Genomic DNA, 5,510 nt, shown 5'->3' on the forward strand with positions numbered 1-5,510 from the left:
TTTTTTAGTCTTAGAAAAGAAAAAAAAGACTAACTTAATAGTTAGTCTTAAAGAATTTTTAAAAAGCAAAAAGTGTCTAAAGTTTTGGAACAGTTCATTAGCATGAGTTCAAATTGCTTTATTAAATCGTGAAATTGAAGAATTAAATAAACATTTTAAACAACATCCAGGTGATTTTCATTCCAAACGCGGTTTATTAACTAAAAATAAAAAAAGAAATACTTTAATTAGATATTCTCATAAAAAACAAAATTAATTTTTGTTATAATATGAAAAAAACTATCCAATGGAGATAGTTTTGTTTTAAGGGTTTCTTAGTGAGATCGATTGTTTGTCTGAGTTATATTCGATAATAATGGGTTCGCCTTTGTCGTCTTTGGTTTTCTCCATGGTGTTATCAGGAGAAGATAATGGATAAATAGGTTTTTTTGGCGTATAATTTATTTGGTTGTCTGGGCAGGTTATTAAATAATGAAGCCTAAAAATAACGCCTCCTAAAAAGATCAAACCTAATAATATTAAAGTTATCATAATAATTAAATATTTTTGCGATTTATTTTCCATAAATTGTTTGATGCGTTTCATCATATGGTTACATTTGCTGCTTTTTTCATTTTTTCGTTTCTCGTCTATATGATTTCATTGTACGTTTTTTTTTTTTTTTGCAATCTTTTTGAGTATTTTTTGGCAAGAAAAAAATACCATTGACAGGTTTAAAGAGAAAAGCTACCTAAAACGAAGATCTGCTGATTTTTTTGCATCAAATATATTCCCGCATAAATAATTGAGTTAGAAAAGGTTGTTTTATCTTTATTATGATGGTACGGCAATAAAAAAGAGACCTTTAAAGGTCTCTTTTTTATTGAATTAAAGCGTTTTTTTGAAAGATCAAAAAGACGATATGTATATTTTTATTAAAATATTATCTTACTATTTTTATCCAAATAGGTTATTATTGTTTCTCAACCGCTTGGGTACAACGTTGACACAAATAATCTTCTTTTTTGTTTTTTACAACATTCCAACATCTAGGACAAGTAGAACCTGCCGCCTGTTGAACAGCAACTTTTAATTCTTGTGATTCATGGAGTTCCACTTGAGAAACAATGAATAATTGGTGTAATTGACCTTTAACATTTAAAACAACCAAAGAATCAACATCTGTTTTTGGTAAATGAAGTACTAATTTAGCTTGTAAAGATTTATTAATAAATTTATTTTGACGCGCTTCTTCTAAATGTTTCATAACCACTTCTCTTAAATTAAAGAAGTTTTTATAAGCTTCTTTTAAAGTATCAGAATAATATTTTTCAAGAAAAACCTTTAATTCTGTTTTAGTTGTCATTTGTTCTAAATAAATGTCTTTTTTATTTTGAAAAGGTAAAGCTTTATAAGCTTCTGACGTTGTGTGAGGAATAATCGGTGTTAATAGTTTTAATAAATCTATTAAAAGATCATAAATAGTGGATTGAATAACACGTCTTTCGAAATTGTTAGCTTTTTCAATGTATAAAATATCTTTAGTGAAATCTAAATAAAAAGCACTAATAAGGACAGAAATGAAAGGATATAATAAACTCATAATTTTTTCAAAATCATATATTTCGTAATATTCAATCGCTTGTAAGAAAATTTCTTTAAAATATAACACTATTGCTTGATGAATAGATGATCTTTTTTCAAAAACGATATAATTAGTTTGAGGATTAAAATCATGTAAATTGCCTAACATAAAACGTAAAGTGTTTCTGATTTTACGATACTTTTCTTCAATTTGTTGAACAATAGTGTTATCCAACCTGACATCGGCGTTATAACTAATACTAGAAACCCATAACCTTAAAACGTCGGCTCCTTTTTGTTTAATAATAGTTAAAGGATCAACCACATTATTCAAGGATTTACTCATTTTAACACCTTTACCGTCTAAAATAAAACCATGAGTCACTACTTGTCGGTAAGGAGCTTTACCGTAAGCGGCGATAGAAGTAGTTAAAGAAGAATTGAACCATCCTCTATATTGGTCTGAACCTTCTAAATAGACATTAGCGGGTAAAAACTCTGGCGATAAACGGTTAACAACACTATAAGAAGTACCAGAATCAAACCAAACATCAACAACATCTTTTTCTTTGGTAAAACGATGATTAGGACTTCTTTTATTGGTATAACCTGGCGGTAATAAGTCTTTGGCGTCCCATTGGTACCAAATCTCTTTACCGTGTTTTTCGAATAAGTCAGCGATATGGTTAATCAAATCAGCCTCTAAAATAGGCAATCCATCTTCAGCGTAAAAAATAGGAATAGGAACGCCCCACATTCTTTGACGACTAATCACCCAATCATTACGGTTCGTAATCATATGGGTCATCTTTTTTTGTCCCCATTGCGGGAACCAATCTATTTTTTCTATTTCGGCTAAAATTTGGGGTTTAATTTGGTTAATATCTAAAAACCATTGTTCTACCGCTAAGAAAATAACGGGTTTTTTAATACGTTCATCATGAGGATAGGAGTGAGTGATCCATTCTGATTTCACTAAAAGACCTTGTTTATCTAATTCCTCCGCGATTAATTCGTTCGCTTTAGAGTAAAAAACACCTTTAAAAGGCCCCGCTATCTCAGTCATTAAACCTTTTTTATCTATACTACAAATAACATCTAAATTATATCTTTTACCTACTAAAAAGTCATCATAACCATGTCCGGTAGCAGTATGAACTAAACCAGTACCTTCGTTATCTAAAACATAAGTATCTAAAACAATTTTGCCTTGTCGTTGGAAAACCACATTTTCATAAGTGATATTTTCTAAAGTATTACCTAGAAAAGTATCTAAAATAACTACCTTTTTCCAGTTAAATTTTTCTTTTAGCTTCTCTAAAACATTATCTCCAACGATATATTTTTGGTTGTTGACCTCCACTAAATGATAATTTTTTTTGGGATGAACACAAATAGCGACATTGGCTGGTAAAGTCCAAGGAGTAGTGGTCCATATCAATAAATTAACATCTTTAAATTGAGGTTTGTCCTTAATTTTAAAACAAGCAAAAATAGATAAAGAACGGTGTTCTTGATAAATAATTTCTGATTCCGCCAAAGAAGACTGTAAATAAGGGGACCAATAAATAGGTTTTAAATTTTTAAAAATTAATTTTTTTTCGACCATTTTACCTAAAACACGGACTTGATCAGCGACATAATTATTATTTAAAGTGATATAAGGTTTGTTCCAATTGCCTAAAATGCCTAACCTTTTAAAGTTCGTTTTCTGTTTCTCTACAAAAGATAAAGCGAATCTTTCGCATTCTTGAAGAAATTCCGTTCTATGAGTATGTCTATCTTGGGAAAATTTCTTTAAAACCGCGATTTCAATGGGTAATCCGTGAGTATCCCAGCCGGGGACAAAGGGGGAATAAAAGCCTTGCATAGTATGAAAACGTACGACAAAATCTTTTAAAATTTTATTTAAAGCGTGACCGATATGAATCTCTCCGTTAGCGTAAGGTGGTCCATCGTGAAGAATAAAATGAGGATTATTAGCGTTTTGTTTTAACACTTCTTGGTATAAATCGATCTCTTCCCAATGTTTTTCTATTTCTACTTCTTTTTGACTTAAATTACCTCTCATAGGAAAATCTGTTTGAGGCATTAATAAAGTATTTTTGTAATCTGTCTTCATAATGGATTATCTCTCCTTTATTTTTCTCTTTATATTTTTTTATTTATTCTTTTATCAATAGGGGAAAAACTGATGGGCGGTTTTCTAAACATTGAAATGAAAAACAATGATATCTCCGTCTTGGACTAAGTAATTCTTACCTTCTAGTCTTAATTTACCTTTTTCTTTAATTTTGGTTAAAGACTTTAAGGTTTGGATATCTTGATAATTATAAACTTCGGCTCTAATGAAGCCACGTTCAAAATCCGTATGGATTAAGCGAGCACATTGGGGAGCGGTGGAACCTTTCGCAAAAGACCAAGCTTTCGTTTCGTCTTTTCCGGTAGTGAAATAAGTTTCTAAACCTAATAATTGATAACTTTGTTGAATAACGTTTTGGAGGGCGGATTCTTTTAAATTATACTCTTGTAAAAAAGATTGACGGTCTGCTTCCTCTAAAGCGGATAATTCTTTTTCTAACAAGATAGAAAGAGGGACGAATTGGCGGTGTTGGTTTTGACTGTATGTCATCATAGCTTGGAAAAAAGGGTTCTGGTCTAAATCTTTTAAATCTTTTTCATGAAAATTACCAATATACATCATAGGTTTTAAAGATAATAAATTAAAATTTTTAATAATTAATTTTTCTTCAGGAGTGAACTGTAGTTCCGTGACGTGTTTTTCGTTTTCTAAATGTTCTTTAATTCTGGTTAATAATTCTTGTTCTTGTAAAGTCTCTTTATCGTTTTTAGCCTTTTTTTGTTTATTTATTTTCGTTAAACGTTTTTCTATTTGTTCTAAATCAGATAAAATTAATTCTGTTTCAATAATATTACTTTCTTCAATAGGATTCATATGGTCTCTGACATGCATAATATTAGGGTCTTCGAAACATTTTACGACATGACAAATAGTATCTACATTACGAATATAACCTAAAAATTTATTACCTAAACCTTCTCCTTTCGAAGCTCCTTCTACCAAGCCAGCAATATCGATAAATTCAATTTGGGCGGGAATAATTTTTTGAGATTGAAAAAGACTAGCTAAATGGTTTAAACGTGGGTCTTGAATGGGAACGATACCAACATTAGGATCTATAGTGGCAAAAGGATAATTCGCTTCTAAAATATTCATATTAGTTAAAACATTAAATAAAGTTGATTTACCAACATTAGGTAAACCTACAATTCCTACTTTCATAATTTATATTCACCTTGTAGTTGAGTAAGATTTATTAAAATTTATCATGAATTCTTTATTATCTTTTTTAAAAAAACATAAAAAAAGATGATAAAATATGATATTTAATATAAATAATTATATCAAATTTGTTTATTTTTTTTTATTTATTGAACCTTAAAGAGATAAAAGGCCAATTTATGAGGTTTATTAGAGAAAAGATTGACATTATGGCCTTAATTATGTTATAATTGAAATAATTATAGAAATTTTAGAATATCAATAATTCGCTTTTTTAAAAATTTTCATCTCTTTACTTTTTTAAAATTTAGTTATAAAACATTGAAAAATTCGTTAATTAAAAAGAATTATTTTTTTAATTGTAAAAAAAGGTTTTGATAAAATGAAACTTTTAAAATCCAAAAAAATTAAAACTATAAAAAAAGGTTTTTCTGTTTGTCTATAGCGGTTTTCTTTTATTTCTTATTACCTATTTAGATAATTTGCCTAATAAAATTCAATCATATCCACAATATAAAAAAATATAATAGGTAAATAATATTCTTAAAATATTGTAATTGCAAGAAAAATTAGAACAAAATAAAAAAACATCATATAAAGAAGTTTTAAAAAACTATAACAAGGAAGAAGAAGAAGGTAAAAA

Annotated in this window: 3 protein-coding genes and 1 pseudogene; 1 reads left to right on the plus strand and 3 read right to left on the minus strand. The window is 28.6% G+C overall.

What is annotated here, in order from left to right:
• Positions 1–106 precede the first annotated feature (106 nt).
• A pseudogene (locus RI01_RS03400) lies at positions 107–256 on the plus strand (30S ribosomal protein S15); the annotation flags it as partial.
• Between the two features lie 47 nt (positions 257–303).
• Here the strand turns inward: RI01_RS03400 and RI01_RS02140 are convergent.
• The 3 genes from RI01_RS02140 to ychF all read right to left on the minus strand — a co-directional run bounded on the left by RI01_RS02140 (position 304) and on the right by ychF (position 4,867).
• Positions 304–588, minus strand: coding sequence for a hypothetical protein (locus tag RI01_RS02140; protein ID WP_017193024.1), 285 nt, complete (start codon positions 586–588; stop codon positions 304–306).
• 364 nt (positions 589–952) lie between these two features.
• Positions 953–3,685 carry an isoleucine--tRNA ligase gene (ileS, locus tag RI01_RS02145; protein WP_017193025.1) on the minus strand — a complete coding sequence of 911 codons (2,733 nt, stop codon included), beginning with the start codon at positions 3,683–3,685 and terminating at the stop codon, positions 953–955.
• Between the two features lie 84 nt (positions 3,686–3,769).
• Complete coding sequence (gene ychF, locus RI01_RS02150; RefSeq protein WP_017193026.1) at positions 3,770–4,867, minus strand: redox-regulated ATPase YchF; 1,098 nt, start codon at positions 4,865–4,867, stop codon at positions 3,770–3,772.
• Positions 4,868–5,510 lie beyond the last annotated feature (643 nt).

The sequence above is a fragment of the Italian clover phyllody phytoplasma str. MA1 genome, assembly GCF_000300695.1.
Classification (GTDB): Bacteria; Bacillota_I; Bacilli_A; order Acholeplasmatales; family Acholeplasmataceae; genus Phytoplasma.

Bases quoted from the DNA above. Each gene is read 5' to 3' on its own strand.
- ychF (WP_017193026.1), bottom strand. From the start codon at position 4,867: ATGAAAGTAGGAATTGTAGGTTTACCTAATGTTGGTAAATCAACTTTA.
- RI01_RS02140 (WP_017193024.1), bottom strand. From the start codon at position 588: ATGATGAAACGCATCAAACAATTTATGGAAAATAAATCGCAAAAATAT.
- ileS (WP_017193025.1), bottom strand. From the start codon at position 3,685: ATGAAGACAGATTACAAAAATACTTTATTAATGCCTCAAACAGATTTT.